We start from the raw sequence: 17,725 nt of genomic DNA, 5'->3' as shown, positions 1-17,725 counted from the left end.
ACAGCTGTCTGTATGTTTGACACAACACGCTGCAAAACGACCGTACCACCAACGCTTCTGCATTCTTTCACACGTTTTTACCCGTTATTCTTAAGCACAGGCCGTCTGAAAATTGCCCGAATATCCAATACCCTTTACAATACCCGTAATTAAAATACATTTTTCGACACCCCTCTCCTGCATGAGTTCCACACCCTTCATCGAAATGAAAGACGTTGCCTTCGCATATGGCGACCGTCCTATTCTGAACAACATCAACTTCAGCATTCCACAAGGCAATTTCGCCGCCGTAATGGGTGGTTCGGGCAGCGGTAAAACCACGCTGATGCGCCTGATTACGGGTCAAATTCACCCACAATCGGGAAAAGTGCTGATTGAAGGGCGAGATTTGGCCGCATTTTCGGCGCAGGAGCTGTACGAACACCGCCGCCGCATGGGCGTTTTGTTCCAACACGGCGCATTGTTCACCGACTTATCCGTCTTCGACAACATCGCCTTCCCCATGCGCGAGCTGACGGATTTGCCCGAAGCAGTCATCCGCGATTTGGTGGTGTTGAAACTGAATGCAGTCGGTTTGCGCGGTGTTGAAAACCTGATGCCTTCCGAGCTTTCCGGCGGTATGTCGCGCCGCGTCGCCCTTGCGCGTACGATTGCGCTCGACCCTGAAATCATGTTGTATGACGAGCCTTTCACCGGCCTCGATCCGATTTCGCTGGGCGTTATCGCCCACCTCATCAGCCGTGCCAACAAAGCCCTGCGCTCGACCAGCGTCATGGTAACACATGATATTGAAAGGTCACTGGAAATTGTCGATCAAGTCATTTTCTTGGCACACGGCGAAATCATGTTCTCCGGCTCGCCCGAAGAAATGCGCGAACTCGACTCGCCTTGGGTACGCCAGTTTGTCGGCGGTTTGGCAGACGGCCCCGTCGCCTACCGCTATCCGGCGCAAACGACTTTAAAACAAGACTTGCTGGGCTGATGTTCAGACGGCCTGAAACTTAAACAAGGCCGTCTGAAACCATTTAACCAATCAACTGAAACCTATGAATTTTATCCGTTTCGTCGGGGCAAAAACCCTCGGCTTCATCCAATCGCTGGGCAGCATTACGCTGTTTTTCCTGCACATCCTGGCCAAATCAGGTACGGCATTTACCCGCCCACGCCTGAGCATCCGCCAGGTTTACTTTGCAGGCGTGTTGTCTGTCCTGATTGTTGCTGTGTCCGGCCTGTTTGTCGGCATGGTATTGGGCTTGCAAGGCTATACGCAGCTGGCAAAATTCAAATCCGCCGATATTTTGGGCTATATGGTTGCCGCTTCCCTGTTGCGCGAATTAGGTCCCGTATTGGCGGCGATTCTGTTTGCCAGCAGCGCGGGCGGTGCCATGACCAGCGAAATCGGCTTAATGAAAACCACTGAGCAGCTTGAAGCAATGAACGTGATGGCGGTCGACCCTGTGGCACGCGTGGTTGCGCCGCGCTTTTGGGCGGGTGTGTTTTCCATGCCTTTGTTGGCATCAATTTTCAATGTTGCCGGCATTTACGGCGCGTATTTGGTCGGCGTCGAATGGCTGGGTTTGGATGGCGGTATTTTCTGGTCGCAAATGCAAAACAACATTACCTTCCATTACGACGTACTCAACGGCTTAATCAAATCCGCCGCCTTCGGTGTAGCCGTTACGCTGATCGCCGTACATCAGGGCTTCCACTGCGTACCGACTTCCGAAGGTATTTTGCGCGCCAGTACACGCACGGTAGTGTCTTCCGCCCTGACCATCCTCGCCGTCGACTTTATGTTGACCGCGTGGATGTTTACCGACTAAAGGCCGTCTGAAACGACACTTGAAAAGAATGAAACAAGGACAATAGCACATGAAAAAAAATGCTTTGGAATTTTGGGTAGGACTGTTTGTCTTATTGGGCGCGGCCGCTATCGGCTTTCTCGCCTTCCGCGCCGCCGGCGGACAATCGTTCGGCAAATCATCACAAACCTACACCGTCTATGCCGATTTCAGCGACATCGGCGGCTTGAAAACCAACGCCCCGGTCAAATCCGCAGGCGTACTGGTGGGCCGCGTTGCCTCTATTCAGCTCGACCCTAAATCCTATCAGGCAAAAGTCGCCCTCAATCTGGACAGCCAATATCAGTTCAGCAGCGACGTTTCCGCACAAATCCTGACTTCAGGTCTGTTGGGCGAACAATACATCGGCCTGCAACAAGGCGGAGATACCGATTCTTTGGCAGCAGGCGACACCATTACCGTCACCAGCTCCGCCATGGTTTTGGAAAACCTTATCGGCAAATTCATGACCAGCTTTGCCGAGAAAAACGCAGACAGTGAATCTGCCGGTCAAAACAAACAATAAACACATATCAACCCAATATTCAGGACACTCCCATGAAAAAAACTTCCTTCATCAGCGCATTGAGCATCGGCGTATTGAGCATCAGCATGGCATTTGCCTCTCCTGCCGACGCAGTCAACCAAGTCCGTGAAAACTCCGTTCAAGTGCTGAAAATCCTCAACAGCGGCGATGCCAACACTGCACGCCAAAAAGCCGAAGCCTACGCCATTCCTTATTTCGACTTCCAACGCATGACCGCTTTGGCCGTCGGCAACCCATGGCGTACTGCAACTGACGCACAAAAACAAGCGTTGACCAAAGAGTTCCAAACCCTGCTGATCCGCACCTACTCCGGCACCATGCTGAAATTCAAAAATGCCAAGGTCAACATCAAAGACAACCCTGTCGTAAACAAAGGCGGTAAAGAAGTCGTTGTCCGCGCTGAAATCAATGTTTCCGGCCAAAAACCGGTCAACATGGACTTCACCACTTACCAAAGCGGCAACAAATACCGCGCATACAATGTCGCAGTCGAAGGCGCAAGCTTGGTTACCGTATACCGCAACCAATTCGGCGAAACCATCAAAGCCAAAGGCATCGACGGCCTGATTGCCGACTTGAAAGCCAAAAACGGCGGTAAATAATCCACCCCGCACCATGCTGCCTGATGTTCAGACGGCATGGTGCCTTACATCATAAAGACACCATGCAAACAGAAATACGCAACGGCACGCTCTACATCAGCGGCGACGTTACCGTCAAAACCCTGACTGCCTCCGCCTTTGCGCGCTACGAACAACAATGCCGTCTGAAAGAAACAGACAGCATAGACTTCAGCCAAGTAGGCAAAGCAGATTCAGCCTGCGTTTCCCTGCTGCTCAACGCTCTGCGCCGGACAGACAAAAAACCGACCATTCAAAACATTCCCGATTCCGTCCGCGCACTGGCCGAACTTTACGAAATCAAAGACTGGTTGCAATCATGAAAAAAACCACCGCTTCCCTCTGCCTCCTCATCAGCATAGCCTCCGCTCCCGCACTTGCCGAACGCAATCCGGCCGACCCTTACGAAGGCTACAACCGTACTGTTTCCAAGTTCAACGACAAAGCAGACAAATACGTCCTTTCCCCCGTCGCACGCGGTTATCGCAAAGTAACGCCCAAACCGGTGCGTACCGGCGTGATCAACTTCTTCAACAACCTGCGCGATGTCGTCAGCTTCGGCAGCAACGTGCTGCGCCTTGACGTCAAACGCGCCAGCGAAGACCTCGTCCGCGTCGGCATCAACACCACCTTCGGCCTTGGCGGTTTAATCGACGTAGCCGGTGCAGGCGGCGTACCCAGCAATAAAAACACCCTCGGCGACACCTTCGCCTCATGGGGCTGGAAAAACAGCAACTACTTCGTTGTCCCCCTACTCGGCCCGTCTACCGTACGCGATACCGTCGGCAACGCCGTTACCACCGTCTATCCGGTTAAAAACGCCGTCTTCCACACCAGAGCAGGACGCTGGGGCACAATCGGCCTGCAAGCCATCAACACCCGTGAAGAGCTCCTCGACCTGACCGACAGCCTCGAAGGCGCAGCCATCGACAAATACAGCTACACACGCGACCTTTACATGAAAGTCCGCACCCAACAAACCGGCGGCACGCTCCCTCAAAGCGAAGACGACAATATCGACATCGATGACTTGGTGGACAGCAATGCCACTTCCGAACCGGTAACAGCCCCTCAAACCGCTCCGGCAGAAATTCCCGATACAGCCAATCCCCAAACCCTGTATCAAACACCATCAGAAAACCTCTGATTGTTTCCAAAAATAAAGGCCGTCTGAAATTCAGACGGCCTTTATCCCCCAAAAGATAGCCAGTCCACCACCTTTGCTATATCATTCAACTATACAGAAACCAAGGAAAACACCATGTACGAAGTCAACCGCAGCGTCTTCCTGCTTATCCCCCTCGATCCTTTTTGGAACTGGCTGAAATCCCTGCCCGGCAATCATCTTGACGGCCTGACGCTTGAAGATATCCAAGCCGATGCAAACTCCTACCTCGTTCGCCCGTGCGAAACTGCCGACGAAGTATGGGACGAGATCGAAGCGCGTTTTGAAGACATTTTTGCTGCCGAATTGGCCGACTGGTGCGAAGACGAAAGCGAATGGCCGGATTTGGACGCCGACATTTTCAACGAATGGTTCGACATCCAACTTTCCACCGTGATTACCGACCTCGAACACGAACCAATCGCACGCGAAGAGTTCCAACCCATCAATCTCAACTGATGAAACTGACCGTCCGCAACTACCACCTCGACGGCTACGGCCACGTCAACAATGCGCGCTATCTCGAATTTCTAGAAGAAGCGCGCTGGACGTTTTTCCAAGAGCATGACCTTCTGTCCGAACTCAAAGGCATCATGCTCGTTGTTGCACGCGTCGATATCCGCTACCGCCGCCCGTCGCTTGAAGGCGACGTTTTGACCTTTACAGGCCGTCTGAAAGACATCGGCACACGCCACATCATCCTCAGCCAAACCGCGACCCTGCCCAACAGCAAAGCCGCCATCGAAGCCGAAGTTACCCTTATGCCCGTCAGCAGCGAAAGCGGCCACAGCATCAGCGTTCCCCAAACCTTAGCACACGCAATTCAAAACCTCACATCATGAAAAAAATACTCACACTCCTTGTCGTTGCCACGATCGGCGCACTTCTTGCCTTCGTCCTTATCCCCAGCAACAAAGCCGCCCCTGATTTTGCCCTGCCCGACCTGCAAGGCAAAATCATTACCAACTCCGATTTGAAAGACAAAGTTACCCTCATTAACTTCTGGTTTCCCTCCTGCCCCGGCTGCGTGAGCGAGATGCCTAAAATCATCAAAACCGCCCAAGACTATCAAGGCAAAAATTTCCAAGTCCTCGGCATTGCCCAGCCCATCGACCCTATCGAAAGCGTCCATCAGTACGTCAAAGAATACGGCCTGCCTTTCACCGTCATGTACGATGCCGACAAAACGGCCGCAAAAGCCTTTGGCACACAGGTTTACCCGACTTCCGTCCTGATCGACAAAAACGGTAATATCCTTAAAACCTACGTTGGCGAACCCAATTTCACCCAACTCTACCAAGAAATCGACCAAGCCCTCGCCCAATAAATCCAAGGCCGTCTGAAACCATATTTCAGACGGCCTAAAACCGAAATATCCTTTATAATAAGCAACATTTTATCCGTTCAGACACCAAGCTCCTCTATCAACAAAGGTCGTCTGAAACAACCGAATACCCATAAGAGAACACCATGAAATTCATCGACGAAGCAAAAATCGAAGTCGCCGCAGGCAAAGGCGGTAATGGCGCAACCAGTTTCCGCCGCGAAAAATTCGTACCCCGCGGCGGCCCTGACGGCGGCGACGGCGGCAAAGGCGGCAGCGTTTGGGCAGAAGCCGACGAAAACACCAACACCCTCGTCGAATACCGCTTCGTCAAACGCTACCAAGCCAAAAACGGCGAAAAAGGCCACGGTTCCGACCGCTACGGTGCAGGTGCGGACGACATCGTCCTCAAAATGCCCGTCGGCACCCTCATCCGCGACCTCGATACAGACGAAATCGTCGCCGACCTGACTTACCACGGCCAGCGCGTCTGCCTTGCCAAAGGCGGCAAAGGCGGCTTGGGCAACATCCACTTCAAATCCTCCGTCAACCGCGCGCCCAAACAATCCACTCCCGGCGAAGAAGGCGAAACCCGTTCCCTGCAACTCGAGCTTAAAGTCCTCGCCGACGTCGGCTTGTTAGGCATGCCCAACGCCGGCAAATCCACCCTGATTACCGCCGTATCCGCCGCACGTCCAAAAATCGCCAACTACCCCTTTACCACCCTGCATCCGAATTTAGGCGTCGTGCGCATCGACGAAAACCACAGCTTCGTCATGGCCGACATCCCCGGCCTGATTGAAGGCGCGGCAGAAGGCGCAGGCCTAGGCCACCGTTTCCTCAAACACTTATCACGCACCGGCCTGCTGTTGCACGTTGTCGATTTGGCCCCCTTCGACGAAGCCGTCAATCCCGCCGAAGAAGCCCTCGCCATCATCAACGAATTGCGCAAATACGACGAAGAACTCTACGACAAACCACGCTGGCTGGTTCTGAACAAACTCGATATGCTTGATGAAGAAGAAGCCCAAGCGCGTAGCGCCGCCTTCCTCGAAGCCATCGGCTGGGATTACCCCAAACCCGATGACCGCTTCCAATTCGACATGGAAACCCCGCGCCTCTTCCAAATCAGCGCACTAACCCACCAAGGTACGCAGGAATTGGTACACCAAATCAACCAATACCTAACCGAGAAAAAACGCATCGAAGCCGAAAAAGCAGAAGCGGAACAGGCAGTGGCAAAAGCCGAAATTGCCGAGCAGCAGCCTAAAACGGATACTGGCGTGTTTAAGCCGGAGTAAAAAAATTTCAGACGGCCTTTTTAATAAAATGGAGAGTCGCATGTCTTCCAACTCTTTTTCTTTACAAGAAAACGATATTATTAAACGTTCAGAATTACATGACCAATACGGTGGCAATAGACAAAGTGGCATTGCTGCTTCGGCAAAAACGCCCAATATCTTCCTCTTTACTCACCCAGAAAAAGGCGAAGACCACGGCTATTATGATCGCTGGGATGAGAAGGGAACCACCCTGTTTTATTGTGGCGAAGGACAACGTGGTGATCAGCGTATGATCAATGGGAATAAAGCTCTCTTGGAACATAAACAGACAGGAAAAGCCATCCGTGTTTTTGCTAATGACACACTAAATGCTCATGTCCGATACATCGGTGAATTTACATTAGATGAGCATCAGCCTTATATAGTTAAAAAAGCACATGCAACTAATAATGGCCCAGAACGAAACGTATTTGAATTTTGCTTGCACAAAAAATCCAAATAATTTACCCCAGTTTATACAAATTTTGAAAATTCCATGACCACCATCTACAACACCCTTACCCGTCAAAAAGAACCCTTTGCCCCCATCGACCCTAAAAACGTGCGTATGTACGTTTGCGGCATGACCGTTTACGACTATTGCCACTTAGGCCATGCCCGTGTGATGGTTGTGTTCGACATGATTGCCCGCTGGCTGCGCAAGTGCGGTTATCCGCTCACTTATGTGCGCAATATTACCGACATCGACGACAAAATCATTGCCCGTGCGGCTGAAAACGGCGAAACCATCGGCGAGCTGACCGCGCGTTTCATTCAGGCCATGCATGAAGATGCAGATGCTTTGGGTGTGTTGCGTCCCGACATCGAGCCAAAGGCAACGGAAAATATCCCGCAAATGATTGCCATGATTGAAACCTTGATTCAAAACGGCAAGGCATATCCTGCCGCAAATGGCGACGTTTATTACGCCGTGCGAGAGTTTTCCGCTTACGGCCAATTATCGGGCAAATCGCTGGATGACCTGCGCGCAGGCGAACGTGTGGAAGTGGACGGTTTCAAACGCGATCCGCTTGATTTTGTATTGTGGAAAGCGGCCAAAGCAGGCGAACCTGCATGGGAAAGCCCTTGGGGTAACGGCCGTCCGGGTTGGCATATTGAATGCTCTGCCATGAGTGAAAACCTGTTCGGCGATACTTTCGATATCCACGGCGGCGGTGCGGACTTGCAGTTCCCGCACCACGAAAACGAAATCGCCCAAAGTGTCGGCGCGACAGGACATACCTGCGGCCACGACCACGCGCAAACCCACCACGGTCGAAGCATCTCCAGCCACGTCAAATACTGGCTGCACAACGGCTTTATCCGCGTGGACGGCGAAAAAATGTCCAAATCGCTGGGCAACTTCTTCACCATCCGCGAAGTGTTGAAACAATACGATCCCGAAGTCGTGCGTTTCTTCATCCTGCGCGCCCACTACCGCAGCCCGTTGAACTACTCCGACGCGCATTTAGACGACGCAAAAGGCGCGCTGACCCGTCTGTACACCACGTTGAAAAACACACCAGCGGCTGAGTTTGATTTATCTGAAAACGCCAATGACTACACCCGCCGCTTCTACGCCGCCATGAACGACGATTTCGGTACGGTCGAAGCGGTTGCCGTGTTGTTTGAGCTGGCAGGCGAAGTGAACAAAACCAATGATGCGCACCTCGCCGGCTGCCTGAAAGCTTTGGGTGGCATCATCGGCCTGCTGCAACGTGATCCGACCGAGTTTCTGCAAGGCGGCGCGGTTTCAGACGGCCTGTCCAACGAGGAAATCGACGATTTGATCGCCCGCCGCAAACAGGCACGTGCGGATAAAAACTGGGCGGAATCCGACCGTATCCGCGACCTTCTGAACGAACACAAAATCATTCTGGAAGACAACGCCGGCGGTACGACTTGGCGCCGCGGTTGATTTTATGGCATAGATAAAAGGCCGTCTGAAACTGTTTTCAGACGGCCTTTTTAATTTTGTTATTTCAAAAAGGGCGCAAACATCGCGCCCTTTGTTTAACACATCATTTCACTTATGCGCCAAATACTTTCAGACGGCCTTCGATTGGTTGGAAGGCTTTTTCACCGGCTGAAGCCGCGATACCGCCAATCACCATTTGCGCACGCAACAACCAGCTTTCCGGCAAGTTCCATTCTTTGGCAATGGCCGCATCAGGCAGTGGATTGTAGTGTTGTAGATTGGCGCCGATACCGGCAGCCGCCAATGTTGTCCACACAGCATATTGAACCATGGCATTTGCCTGATCCGCCCAGATCGGGAAGTTGGCCGCATAAGATGGGAACTGCTCTTGCAAGCCTTTGACAACATCTTGATCTTCAAAGAACAAAACTGTCGCCGCGCCTGCTTTAAACAAGTTCAGTTTTTGCGCAGTGGCTTCAAACTGCTCGGCAGGAACAATTGCACGCAAAGCTTCTTCAACAAAATGCCACACTTTGGCATGTTCTTCGCCAAACAATACGACCACTCGGGCAGATTGCGAATTGAAAGAAGACGGCGTATGCAAAACGGCGTGTTCGATGATTTTGGTTACTTCCTCATTGGACAGAGGCAGGGTGTTGCTCAATGCATAGATAGAACGACGGGTTTCAGCAGCTTGTTGCAAAACAGAATAAGTCATGATCTTTTCCTTAAATTAATCTTTATCTTTACCAAAAGCGTTATCCAAAGCCCACGCTCCGCCACCGACTACTGCCAGATACAGGAACACGAAGCAGAACAAAACGGCAGATTCGCCATGGTTGGCCAATGGGAACAAAACATTACCAGAAGACGCGTGGGCCATAAAGTAGGCGGCTGCCATCTGACCGGACAAAACAAACGCGGCCGGACGCGTAAACAGGCCCAATATCAATAAGATACCACCGACAATTTCCAAAACACCGGCCACCAGCATCAAGCCTTCGGGCGCACCGCCCATAGACATCGGAAAACTGAAAAACTTGGCCGTACCATGCAGCAAAAACAGATACGCCGCAACAATACGCAAGACAGACAATACAACAGGTTGGAATGATTTGAGGGCTGACATCTTAATAATCCTTATTTTAATGGCTACCTGAAGAGGTATGGAGCAATTTCAATAAGTGCAGTATAGATAATTCCCAGTAAGAGATATATACTCGAATTATTGATACAACGTTTCCTAATAAGAAATAATGGATACCCTATTTAGCCTAAAAGTTTTCCGCCAAGTTGTTCAAAGCGGCAGCTTTACCCGTGCCGCCGATCAGCTCGATATCTCCACCGCCATGGCCAGCAAACACGTCAGCCATCTGGAAAACACCATTCAAGCCAAGCTCTTACACCGCAACAGCCGCAACCTTCATCTGACCGAAGCAGGCGAAGAATACTACCGCCAGTGCAGCTACGCGCTGGATACCTTGGACACCGCTGCCCAAAAAGCGGCAGGCGGTACCGACACGCCGCAAGGTATGTTGCGCGTTACCATGCCCCTATGGTTTGCAGGTGGCAATATGAGCGCATGGCTAGCAGAATACCGCCAGCGTTATCCCAAAGTCACGCTTGACCTCGTCCTCGACAACCGCCATATCGACCTCATTGCCGAAGGTTTCGACCTCGCCTTACGCGTTTCCAAAACCCCCTCCCCTTCGCTGATCGTCAAACCGCTGGCCAAAATCGAGTTCGTCCTGCTTGCCGCTCCCGACTATCTGGCCCGACACGGCACACCCGATACGCCCGAAGCCGTCATGCAGCATCAAGCCATCCTGCCTTCCTATACCAGTCAACAAAACTGGGAGATTACCCACCGCATTACCGGAGAAAAAGCCATTCTCCATCTCTCCCCGGTTATCCGCAGCGACAACACACTGATGATACGCGAGCTGATTAAAGCAGGCGCAGGCATAGGCTATCAGCCCCTTTGGGCAGTTCAGCAGGAATTGAAGGATGGTACATTGATCCAACTTCTGCCCGATTACACCATCTGGACAGACCAACTGAACGCCACCTATGTCGACAGGGCATTTCTCAGTGCGAAAGTACGCAGCTTTATCGACTTTCTCAATGAAAAAATATCGGAAAGATAAACATCAAGGCCGTCTGAAACACTTTTCAGACGGCCTTTAATCAAAGCAACAATCCAATCAATAATTGGTCGAGCAGAACTGTTCGCGTTTGTCCGCATCGGCGGCATAGCATGTCAAACCCATGCCTGACGCATTACTGTTGTTCGCTTTCGCACCCGGTTTCTTGTTCACCAAAACCTTACCGTTTTTTCCGATTTCCACGGTTACGCCTTTGCCGTTTTTCAGCTTCCATTTCAACACTTGCGCATCGGCACTTTGGCACTTACTGACCGTACAGCCGCCTTCTGTCGCAACATTGCCGTTTTTATAAATCACGCACTGCTGCTGGCTGTCGGTACAGGCTGCATACGCAGCAACGGAGAAACAGGAAATCAGCACGGCAAACAAAACAGGTTTCATGGTTTGAACTCCTAAGGTTGTGATGATGGGTTTGTGATATTTGGAACTATACGCTTGTTTGCATGTGCCTACTACAAAATGTATCGTTAACATTCAATGGGCGCATCAGTATATCCATTCCACTAATTATCTAATTCGCCTCATACGATAAAGGCCGTCTGAACATCACTTTTCAGACGGCCTTCAATTGGTTTTCTACCTTACCGCTTCAACTTCGCAAACGCATCCGCCATTGCCGAATTGGTTGGGGCGCGGTCGTTGCGTTGGGGTTTGCGGTCGCGGCGTTCTTGATGTCGGGTTTCAGACGGCCTGTTGCCTTTGACTGTGCCGCCCGGTTCGTCATCCAAACGCATGGTGAGTGCAATGCGTTTACGCGCAGCATCGACTTCCAGCACTTTCACTTTCACCACATCTCCGGCTTTCACGACTTCGCGCGGGTCTTGAACAAATTTATTGGACAGGGCGGAGATGTGCACCAAACCGTCTTGATGGACGCCGATATCCACGAACGCGCCGAAGTTGGCGACGTTGGAGACCACGCCTTCAAGTATCATGCCGACTTGCAAGTCGCTGATTTCGTGGATGCCTTCGGCGAATGAGGCCGTCTGAAACTCGCCGCGCGGGTCGCGACCGGGTTTTTCAAGCTCGGACAGGATGTCCAGAATGGTCGGCAGGCCGAAGCGTTCGTCGGTGAAGTCGGAGGCTTTGATTTGCTTCACGCGCTCGCGGTTGCCGATGAGTTCGGCGGCGGTAATGCCTTGTTGCGCCAGCATTTTGGCGACAACAGGATAGGCTTCGGGGTGGACGGCGCTCGCGTCCAACGGCTCTTTGCCACCGTTAATCCGCAAAAAGCCTGCCGCCTGCTCGAAGGTTTTTTCGCCCAAACGCGGTACTTTCAGCAATTTTTTGCGGCTGTCGAACGCGCCGTTTTCATCGCGGTAGGCGACGATGTTTTGGGCAAGGGTTTGATTTAAGCCGGAAATTCGCGCCAAGAGCGGGGCGGAGGCGGTGTTCACGTCCACGCCGACGGCGTTCACGCAGTCTTCGACCACCGCGTCCAGCGATTTGGCGAGCTGGCTTTGGTTCACGTCGTGCTGATACTGCCCCACGCCGATGGATTTGGGGTCGATTTTGACCAACTCGGCGAGCGGGTCTTGCAGCCTGCGGGCGATGGACACCGCGCCGCGCAGGGAAACGTCCAAGTCGGGGAACTCGCGCGCCGCCAGTTCGGACGCGGAATAAATCGACGCGCCGGCTTCGGAAACGACGATTTTGTGCAGCCCCATTTCCGGCATTCCGCCCACCAGTTCGCCCGCGATTTTGTCGGTTTCGCGGCTGGCGGTGCCGTTGCCGATGGCGATAAGTTTCACGCCGTGTTGTTTAATCAGGCGCGACAACGTTGCCAACATATTGTTTTCTTGATGCAAATAGACGATGACGGTATCCAACAGCTTGCCCGTGTCGTCCACTACGGCGCATTTCACGCCGTTGCGGTAGCCGGGGTCGAGACCCAGCGTGGTCAGCCGTCCGGCGGGCGCGGCGAGCAGCAAGTCTTTGAGATTGCGGGCGAACACGGTAATCGCGTCGGTGTCGGCGGCTTCTTTCAGACGGCCTAGGGCTTCAAGTTCCAACGACAAAAAGATTTTTGCGCGCCAAGTCAGGCGCACGGTATCACGCAGCCATTTGTGGCCGTCTGAAACCTTGAAACGGCGGGCGATGATTTGCTCGTATTCGCTTCGCTGCGTAATCGGCGTGTCGTCGGGCTGGTATTTGAGCGCGATGTTCAAAATGCCTTCGTTGCGGCCGCGCAAAACCGCCAGCGCGCGGTGGCTGGGCATGGTGCGGACGGGTTCGCGGTGGTTGAAATAATCACTGAATTTTTCGCCTTCGGTTTCTTTGCCTTCAACGACTTGCGCGTGGATTTCGGCTTCGTTCCACAACTTATCGCGCAGCGTGCCGATGAGTTCTGCGTCTTCGGCAAACTGCTCCATCAGAATCGCGCGCGCGCCGTCCAACGCGGCTTTTACGTCAGGGACGTTTTCGTTCAGGTAGTCCTGTGCGGCGGCTTCAACATCCTGCGGCTGCTCAGCAAGCAACACGTCCGCCAGCGGCTGCAAACCGTGTTCGCGTGCGATTTGCGCTTTGGTGCGGCGTTTGGGTTTGTAGGGCAGATACAGGTCTTCCAGCGCGGTTTTGTTGTCGACGGCTTCAATTTGCGCCCTGAGGTCGTCTGAAAGCTTGCCTTGCTCTTCAATGCTTTTTAAAACAACGGTTTTGCGCTCTTCCAATTCGCGCAGATATTGCAACCGCTCGGCAAGCTGGCGCAGCTGCGTATCATCTAGCCCGCCTGTAGCTTCTTTACGGTAACGCGCGATAAAAGGTACGGTTGCGCCATCATCTAAAAGCTCAATCGCAGCATTGATTTGCGCGGCAGTGGCGGAGAGTTCTTGGGAGAGGATTTGAGTAATGTTCATCAATAGAATTCCAACGGACAGGCCGTCTGAAATTTCAGACGGCCTGATTTAAAAAACAATCGCTTTAAGGCAGCGAATTATAATATTCGTAGGCTTTGTCCATATCTTCAAACTGGTGCATATGCCCTTTTTCCAGCACCATCGCATTATCGCAATATTGCTTCATGGCGCTGTGGCTGTGCGACACCAAAATGATGGAACGGTCTTTGCGCTTTTCAAACAACTCGTACTTACATTTATCGGCAAAGCGCGAGTCGCCAACCGCAATCACTTCGTCAATCAGATAGCAATCAAACTCTACCGCCAACGACAAAGCAAATGCCAAACGCGCCTTCATACCTGAAGAATAACGCTTAACCGGCTCGTAAAGATATTGCCCTAGCTCGGAAAACTCTTCGGTAAAGTTCTTCACATAATCGATATCGACATTGTAAATCCGGCAGATGAAACGCAAATTGTCCATACCGGTCAGGCTGCCTTGAAACGCACCGGAGAATGCCAAAGGCCAAGAAATACTCATCGTCCGCTTGATTTCACCCGTGGTCGGCGGCTCAACGCCACTGATCAAACGGATGAGCGTCGATTTACCTGCACCGTTGCGGCCGAGAATACCGATTTTCTCGCCCTTCTCCATTTTGAAGTTGATATCGTGCAAGACTGTCCGCCAACCTTGGCGGGTCAGATAGCGTTTGGAAACGTGTTCAACTGAAATCATTGCGGCTCAACCCCTTTGCTGAATCTCGCCACCATCGCCAAACCAAGCAGCAGCAAAACTAAATTACACAACAAAATATACCAAGGATTTTCGTAAGTCGTAACGCTGTTACCAAAATATCCGGCACGGAACATTTCTGTACCATGCACCATCGGAAGCATCAGCACATAGTGTTGCAACTGCTGAGGCAGGTTGTGTACGAAGAAAAACACGCCGGACAAAGGCATCATCACAAAACTGATGGTACTCCAAACTTTGCCAAACGGCTCAAAGTGAAACGCCACCGAACAGATGACCAGCCCCAATCCAACGGCAAACATTGCCATCAAAAGCCAAGCCAACAACATATAGAAAATATCTGCCGGTACATCAATCCAGCCGATGACGACCAATGCAGCCATAATCACAACCTGCGCAATGGTGGCACCGGCAATCTCCAACAACATACGCGCAAAAATGGTATCTAAAACACGTACATTTCGGTGATACAGCAGGCTTGTGTTGGCCGCAATCGAACCGATGGCGCGATTAGAGGCATTACGCCACATCATCATCATCGGATAGCCTGTCAGCGTGAAAGCCACGATATTCAAAGCCGACACGTTGTGCATGCGGAAAAACTTCCACATCAACACCATAACCAAAGTCAGCAGCAAAGGTTCGACAAATAACCACAAAAAACCAATGTTATTACGACCGTAGCGAGTAATAATTTCACGCATTAAGAGCGCGCCGATTACCCTTTTTTGGATAAGCAGCGACTCCAAAAACGATGTTTTATGTAGCTCTTTCATCAGTTTTTATGCTCACGGATACTTGCAGACAGCAACACGGCAATGCCATAGACAATCAAACCGATGACAAACGTTGCCACAATGTTGTACAGACGGTTTGGTTCATGCGCCAAGTCAGGTTTGTTCGGCTGGGAAATCACTTCCAAATACAATTGCTGACGATCTGCTTCCGCTTTCGCACTTTCCAAAGAAGTCATCGCTGCAGCCAATTGTTTCTCAGCCAATTCGTTTTCCAAATACACGCGCTGATATTCCGCCGCCTGATTGGACAACGAACCCTCGCCACCGCCGGAAATCGCTTTCATTTGTTGCGAGATTTCTTTACGCAAGCTCTTTTCACGCGCAATCAAACCTGGAATTTGCGGGTTTTCAGGCGTAACGGCTTTTACCTGGTCAAGCTGAGTTTGAATGACAATCAACTCGTCCTGCAATTTGGATACCAAACCCATTTGCACATCGGATTGCGCCTTCAAGTCAAAAATACCGTTGGACACACGGAATTTTGTCAATTGAGCCGAAGCTTCTTTAACTTTCTCTTCAGCCGAATTGACCACTTCCTGAGCATAACGAATCGTATCCTGACGCGCACGTTCGTTCAGCTGGTTGATCAATACCTCACCCTGTTTGAGCAAAGCATCATTGATCTTTTGAGATTCACCGGCATTGAAAGATGTAACGCTCAAATTAGAAATGCCTGAGACAGAGTCAAAATGGATGGATACCTTATCGCGGTAGTATTGATAAAACGCTTCATCCTCGCCACGCAGGCCAAAACCATTAAAACGGCTGAAAATGTCGCCTTCTTTTTCATAAAAATCACGAACGGGCATTTTCTTACGCAACGCGTCCAAAGCCGAACGCGACTGCATATATTCCTGCACGGTATAAATATCGTCTTGCGCACGAGAGAAACCAGACCCCTGCAAAATAGCGCCCAAGCCGTTCAAAGACGATTGGCTTTTAGGAGAACGCACCACAAAGCTGGACTGGGATGTGAACTGATCAGAAGCAAATAGTCCGTAATACACACCGGAACACAAAGTCGGCACGATAACCGTTACCCAAAGCAACGGATTAATCTTACGCAACCAAGACTTTTTGGCCTTTTTCTTTTCGGGAGCCGGTTGTTCCGGTTTCACATCCACATTTGCAGAAACTTGCTCAGACATTATTTTCCCCATCAGTTCACTAAATTATTAATACTGTTCGCACCGCTAACCACAGGCGAGAACACAAATGACAAGAACTTGCGTACTTCGGCCATCGGTGCATTCGATACGTACACCACGTCCTTATCCTTCACAGGGAAACGCTGCATCCAAAACATAGAATTCGCATCTGCCAGGTTCAAACGGTAGACCACAGGAATCTCCGCACGATCGCCATAACCCTTTTCAACCCATTTAGATTGTTTCTCAGGAGGCAGCTCGGACAAAGGCGCATAACGGAATACAAATACGCCGCGCGCATCTGCACTATAATCCTGCAGACCGCCCATACGTCCCACAGCCTCAGCCAAAGATAAGCCCTTCACAGAGAAACCAATCTGCTGCGTATGACCGACCGCACCCATAGACGTAAACGTGCTTGGATTAGTAATCATTGTGACTACATCACCGCGGCGCAACAAAATATTTTGACGCGGATGCGCCACCAAGTCTTCCAAAGCAATCGTTCTGACAACATTGCCACGTGTCAGCTGTACGTTCGTATCCTGAACATTCGCAGTCGAACCGCCCACGGCAGCCACCGCATCCAACACACGCTCGCCTGCAGCCGTCAAAGGCATACGCACACTGTTACCCGCGCGGATAACCGATACATTCGCCGCATTGTTTTGCACCATGCGCACCATTACCTGCGGCTGGTTTGCCATTTTTTTCAGACGGCCTTTAATAATGTTTTGCACCTGAACCGGTGTTTTACCAAGGACAGACACATCGCCAATAAACGGCACAGAAATCGTACCTGCAGAGCTGACCATCTGTTCAGGCAGCTTCGTTTGCTGCGCATTACCCGAACCGGTAGACGACAAAGCTCCGCCGAACAACACAGCCGGAGGAGCTTCCCAAATCGTAATGTCCAGCACATCACCTATATTGATAGCCCCTATTGATGATGTACCATCGCCCAACTGAGCAAATGACTGATTAACTTGCGCTTGATATAGCGACTGAGCTACCGCACCATTCACATCAATCAACTCCACCTCTGGCACTTCGGCTGTAGCCGACTGTTGCCCCAAAGCAACAACATTTCGTGTACTTGGGCCGGAAGTAGGAAGAGAAGAGCATGCAGCCAACAGACTGACACACAACAATAACATGCCCCTGCGGGTAAGACATTCTGCTTTCAACATTGATTAAATCTCACTATACTTTTAATTACGCACAGCCATTATAACACCTGATGAAATATTAGGCCGTCTGAAAACCTGACATAAGCATCAAAAGACATCA

At 51.3% G+C, this 17,725-nt stretch carries 21 protein-coding genes; 13 read left to right on the top strand and 8 right to left on the bottom strand.

Annotation, left to right across the window (positions count from 1 at the left end):
• Positions 1-181 precede the first annotated feature (181 nt).
• The 12 genes from HMPREF2952_RS02885 (at position 182) to cysS (ending at position 8,737) form a co-directional block, all read left to right on the top strand.
• Positions 182-982, top strand: a complete 801-nt coding sequence (locus tag HMPREF2952_RS02885; RefSeq protein ID WP_049344969.1) for an ABC transporter ATP-binding protein — start codon at positions 182-184, stop codon at positions 980-982.
• A gap of 64 nt (positions 983-1,046) precedes the next feature.
• The gene (gene mlaE, locus HMPREF2952_RS02880; protein ID WP_070695255.1) at positions 1,047-1,823 is read left to right on the top strand and encodes a lipid asymmetry maintenance ABC transporter permease subunit MlaE; all 777 of its coding nucleotides are present in this window, start codon (positions 1,047-1,049) and stop codon (positions 1,821-1,823) included.
• Between the two features lie 49 nt (positions 1,824-1,872).
• Positions 1,873-2,367, top strand: coding sequence for an outer membrane lipid asymmetry maintenance protein MlaD (gene mlaD / locus HMPREF2952_RS02875; RefSeq protein WP_049329454.1), 495 nt, complete (start codon positions 1,873-1,875; stop codon positions 2,365-2,367).
• A gap of 32 nt (positions 2,368-2,399) precedes the next feature.
• The gene (locus HMPREF2952_RS02870; protein WP_070695254.1) at positions 2,400-2,990 is read left to right on the top strand and encodes an MlaC/ttg2D family ABC transporter substrate-binding protein; all 591 of its coding nucleotides are present in this window, start codon (positions 2,400-2,402) and stop codon (positions 2,988-2,990) included.
• Between the two features lie 62 nt (positions 2,991-3,052).
• The gene (locus HMPREF2952_RS02865) at positions 3,053-3,331 is read left to right on the top strand and encodes an STAS domain-containing protein (RefSeq protein ID WP_036493932.1); all 279 of its coding nucleotides are present in this window, start codon (positions 3,053-3,055) and stop codon (positions 3,329-3,331) included.
• Positions 3,328-4,155 carry an MlaA family lipoprotein gene (locus tag HMPREF2952_RS02860; protein WP_070695253.1) on the top strand — a complete coding sequence of 276 codons (828 nt, stop codon included), beginning with the start codon at positions 3,328-3,330 and terminating at the stop codon, positions 4,153-4,155. Before HMPREF2952_RS02865 ends, HMPREF2952_RS02860 begins: the two co-directional genes overlap by 4 nt.
• Positions 4,156-4,269: 114 nt before the next feature.
• Positions 4,270-4,632 (top strand): hypothetical protein, encoded by a 363-nt coding sequence (locus HMPREF2952_RS02855; RefSeq protein ID WP_003681812.1) that lies wholly within the window; start codon positions 4,270-4,272, stop codon positions 4,630-4,632.
• Positions 4,632-5,015 (top strand): acyl-CoA thioesterase, encoded by a 384-nt coding sequence (locus HMPREF2952_RS02850; protein WP_070695252.1) that lies wholly within the window; start codon positions 4,632-4,634, stop codon positions 5,013-5,015. Before HMPREF2952_RS02855 ends, HMPREF2952_RS02850 begins: the two co-directional genes overlap by 1 nt.
• Complete coding sequence (locus HMPREF2952_RS02845) at positions 5,012-5,500, top strand: peroxiredoxin family protein (protein ID WP_070695251.1); 489 nt, start codon at positions 5,012-5,014, stop codon at positions 5,498-5,500. The genes HMPREF2952_RS02850 and HMPREF2952_RS02845 overlap by 4 nt, the downstream gene beginning before the upstream one ends.
• A gap of 143 nt (positions 5,501-5,643) precedes the next feature.
• Entirely contained in the window at positions 5,644-6,798 is a 1,155-nt protein-coding gene (gene obgE / locus HMPREF2952_RS02840; protein ID WP_070695250.1) for a GTPase ObgE, read from the top strand.
• A 40-nt stretch (positions 6,799-6,838) separates the two neighbouring features.
• Positions 6,839-7,282 carry an SRA domain-containing endonuclease gene (locus HMPREF2952_RS02835; RefSeq protein WP_070624954.1) on the top strand — a complete coding sequence of 148 codons (444 nt, stop codon included), beginning with the start codon at positions 6,839-6,841 and terminating at the stop codon, positions 7,280-7,282.
• 33 nt (positions 7,283-7,315) lie between these two features.
• Complete coding sequence (gene cysS, locus HMPREF2952_RS02830) at positions 7,316-8,737, top strand: cysteine--tRNA ligase (protein WP_070624952.1); 1,422 nt, start codon at positions 7,316-7,318, stop codon at positions 8,735-8,737.
• Between the two features lie 112 nt (positions 8,738-8,849).
• On the opposite strand, the gene HMPREF2952_RS02825 is transcribed toward cysS, so the two are convergent.
• Complete coding sequence (locus HMPREF2952_RS02825) at positions 8,850-9,455, bottom strand: nitroreductase family protein (RefSeq protein WP_049335801.1); 606 nt, start codon at positions 9,453-9,455, stop codon at positions 8,850-8,852.
• Between the two features lie 15 nt (positions 9,456-9,470).
• Positions 9,471-9,866, bottom strand: coding sequence for a DoxX family protein (locus HMPREF2952_RS02820; RefSeq protein WP_049335799.1), 396 nt, complete (start codon positions 9,864-9,866; stop codon positions 9,471-9,473).
• A 127-nt stretch (positions 9,867-9,993) separates the two neighbouring features.
• Here HMPREF2952_RS02820 and HMPREF2952_RS02815 point away from each other — a divergent pair, with 127 nt between their 5' ends.
• Positions 9,994-10,884 carry a LysR family transcriptional regulator gene (locus HMPREF2952_RS02815; protein ID WP_049335797.1) on the top strand — a complete coding sequence of 297 codons (891 nt, stop codon included), beginning with the start codon at positions 9,994-9,996 and terminating at the stop codon, positions 10,882-10,884.
• A 57-nt stretch (positions 10,885-10,941) separates the two neighbouring features.
• Here HMPREF2952_RS02815 and HMPREF2952_RS02810 read toward each other — a convergent pair whose 3' ends face one another.
• The 6 genes from HMPREF2952_RS02810 to HMPREF2952_RS02785 form a co-directional block, all read right to left on the bottom strand.
• The gene (locus tag HMPREF2952_RS02810; RefSeq protein WP_049335795.1) at positions 10,942-11,283 is read right to left on the bottom strand and encodes a hypothetical protein; all 342 of its coding nucleotides are present in this window, start codon (positions 11,281-11,283) and stop codon (positions 10,942-10,944) included.
• A gap of 200 nt (positions 11,284-11,483) precedes the next feature.
• Positions 11,484-13,757 carry a Tex family protein gene (locus HMPREF2952_RS02805; RefSeq protein WP_049335794.1) on the bottom strand — a complete coding sequence of 758 codons (2,274 nt, stop codon included), beginning with the start codon at positions 13,755-13,757 and terminating at the stop codon, positions 11,484-11,486.
• Between the two features lie 64 nt (positions 13,758-13,821).
• Positions 13,822-14,472, bottom strand: a complete 651-nt coding sequence (locus HMPREF2952_RS02800; protein ID WP_036492188.1) for an ABC transporter ATP-binding protein — start codon at positions 14,470-14,472, stop codon at positions 13,822-13,824.
• A complete protein-coding gene (locus tag HMPREF2952_RS02795; protein ID WP_004519071.1) occupies positions 14,469-15,266 on the bottom strand; it encodes an ABC transporter permease in 798 nt (265 codons plus the stop codon). The genes HMPREF2952_RS02800 and HMPREF2952_RS02795 overlap by 4 nt, the downstream gene beginning before the upstream one ends.
• Positions 15,266-16,435 carry a capsule biosynthesis protein gene (locus HMPREF2952_RS02790; protein ID WP_036492193.1) on the bottom strand — a complete coding sequence of 390 codons (1,170 nt, stop codon included), beginning with the start codon at positions 16,433-16,435 and terminating at the stop codon, positions 15,266-15,268. The genes HMPREF2952_RS02795 and HMPREF2952_RS02790 overlap by 1 nt, the downstream gene beginning before the upstream one ends.
• 11 nt (positions 16,436-16,446) lie before the next feature.
• Positions 16,447-17,625: a polysaccharide biosynthesis/export family protein gene (locus tag HMPREF2952_RS02785; protein ID WP_049335793.1), complete on the bottom strand. Its 1,179-nt coding sequence runs from the start codon at positions 17,623-17,625 to the stop codon at positions 16,447-16,449.
• Positions 17,626-17,725 lie beyond the last annotated feature (100 nt).

This window comes from Neisseria sp. HMSC068C12 (genome assembly GCF_001814095.1).
GTDB lineage: Bacteria > Pseudomonadota > Gammaproteobacteria > Burkholderiales > Neisseriaceae > Neisseria > Neisseria perflava.
This window is presented reverse-complemented; position numbering and strand designations above follow the sequence as displayed.